Below are 2,242 nucleotides of genomic sequence, written 5' to 3' on the forward strand. Positions count from 1 at the left end.
TCGAACTCGACCTCGCCCCGCCCCAACCAGGGCGGACGCACTCTCTCGAGTATCCGCCCCGGCGATGCGCGGGGTCCAGGGCACTGCGGGTCCAATGGCGCCGATGGATACTGGGCCTCATGACCGAGCGCGTCGACACCCCAGGGACCGAACCCGCGGACTTCCGCGTGCATGTCGTGGCGCAGGCCATCCGGCTGTTCTCCGAGAACGGTTACGAGGCGACGACCGTCGAACAGATCGCGTCGGCCGCGGGGGTGTCGCGGCGGACGTTCTTCCGCCAGTTCCGCTCCAAGGAGGACGTGATCTTCGCCGATCACGAATCGCTGTTGCAGCAGGCCGCCGACTATTTGTCCGGCGAATCCGACGACCCCTGGGCTGCCGTCTGCCGGACGGCGGGCCTGGTCTTCGACCGGTTCCGGGAGAACCGCGAACTGTCGGAACGCCGGTACCAGGTGGTCCAGCGGGTGCCTGCGCTCCGCGACCGGGAGATCGTCACGGGCTTCCGTTACGAGCGGCTGTTCGTCGACTACCTGCGCGGCGTCGTACCCACCGAGCCGGTCCTGAAGGTCATCGGGTTCGCGGCCGCCGTCACCGCGTGCCACAACTTCCTGCTCCGGAACATGATCAAGGGCGACCCCGGCGCCACCGCCGACGAACTCGAGCGGGCCCTGCTGGATGTGCGCCGGACGTTCGGCGTGGCCCCGGGGGCATCGACGCAGGACCGGGACGCGGTGCTGGTGGTGTCGTATCCGCCGGGAACGCCGGTGGAGGAGATCACCGGGCGGATCGAGGCGCAGCTGTCCCGGCGCGGGCGGTGACCGGCCGGGTGACGACAACCACCCTTGACTGGCACTGAGTGCCGTGGTTGACTGCATGGTAGTGGCAGTAGTACGCCGACCACGACCGTAGCGGCACACCTGAACGAACCCATACTTGGCACGGAGTGCCTCGGACTCGGTGCCGTCGAGAACTCAGCAAGGAGCGCCCCATGGCCGGAAATCCGGACTTCGATCTGTTCAAGCTCGGTGAAGAGCACGACGAACTGCGGTCCGCGATCCGCGCGCTCTCCGAGAAGGAGATCGCCCCGTACGCGAAGGAAGTCGACGAGGATTCGCGCTTCCCCGAGGAGGCCCGCGTCGCCCTGGTGAACTCCGGGTTCAACGCCATCCACGTCCCCGAGAAGTACGACGGCCAGGGCGCCGACTCCGTCGCCACCTGCATCGTCATCGAAGAGGTCGCCCGCGTCTGCGGTTCCTCCTCGCTGATCCCCGCCGTCAACAAGCTCGGCACCATGGGCCTCATCCTCAACGGCTCCGAGGAACTCAAGCAGCAGGTCCTGCCGCAGCTCGCGTCCGGCGAGGCCATGGCGTCGTACGCGCTGTCCGAGCGCGAAGCGGGTTCGGACGCGGCCGGCATGCGCACCCGCGCCAAGGCCGACGGCGACGACTGGATCCTCAACGGCTCCAAGTGCTGGATCACCAACGGTGGCAAGTCCAGCTGGTACACCGTCATGGCCGTCACCGACGCCGACAAGGGCGCCAACGGCATCTCCGCGTTCATGGTCCACGAGAACGACGAAGGCTTCGTCGTCGGACCGAAGGAGAAGAAGCTCGGCATCAAGGGCTCGCCCACCGCCGAGCTGTACTTCGAGAACTGCAAGGTCCCCGGCGACCGCATCATCGGCGAACCCGGCACCGGCTTCAAGACGGCACTGCAGACCCTCGACCACACCCGCCCCACCATCGGCGCGCAGGCCGTCGGTCTCGCGCAGGGCGCCCTCGACGCCGCCCTCGCCTACACCAAGGACCGCAAGCAGTTCGGCAAGTCGATCAGCGACTTCCAGGCCGTGCAGTTCATGCTCGCCGACATGGCGATGAAGGTCGAGGCCGCGCGCCTCATGGTCTACACGTCCGCGGCCCGCGCCGAGCGCGGCGAGAAGAACCTCGGTTTCATCTCGGCCGCCGCCAAGTGCTTCGCCTCCGACGTCGCGATGGAGGTCACCACCGACGCCGTCCAGCTGTTCGGCGGCGCCGGCTACACCACCGACTTCCCGGTGGAGCGGATGATGCGTGATGCGAAGATCACTCAAATCTACGAAGGCACCAACCAGATCCAGCGCGTCGTGATGTCGCGTGCACTGTTGAAGTAGGCGGCTTCGCCGCCCGTGCGCCTTTTTGGTAGCTCCCGCTACCAAAAAGGCGCACGGGGAAGGTTATCCACAACTTCGCGGTTATCCACAGGC

At 67.1% G+C, this 2,242-nt stretch carries 2 protein-coding genes; both read left to right on the top strand.

Going from position 1 to position 2,242, the window contains the following annotated elements; translation table 11 throughout:
- The first annotated feature begins 119 nt into the window (after positions 1–119).
- Positions 120–818, top strand: coding sequence for a TetR family transcriptional regulator (locus ACFTWF_RS27710; RefSeq protein WP_378464342.1), 699 nt, complete (start codon positions 120–122; stop codon positions 816–818).
- 170 nt (positions 819–988) lie between these two features.
- Positions 989–2,149, top strand: coding sequence for an acyl-CoA dehydrogenase (locus ACFTWF_RS27715; protein WP_185727923.1), 1,161 nt, complete (start codon positions 989–991; stop codon positions 2,147–2,149).
- Positions 2,150–2,242: the final 93 nt, after the last annotated feature.

This window comes from Rhodococcus sp. NPDC056960 (assembly GCF_042674125.1).
Lineage (GTDB): Bacteria > Actinomycetota > Actinomycetes > Mycobacteriales > Mycobacteriaceae > Rhodococcus_F.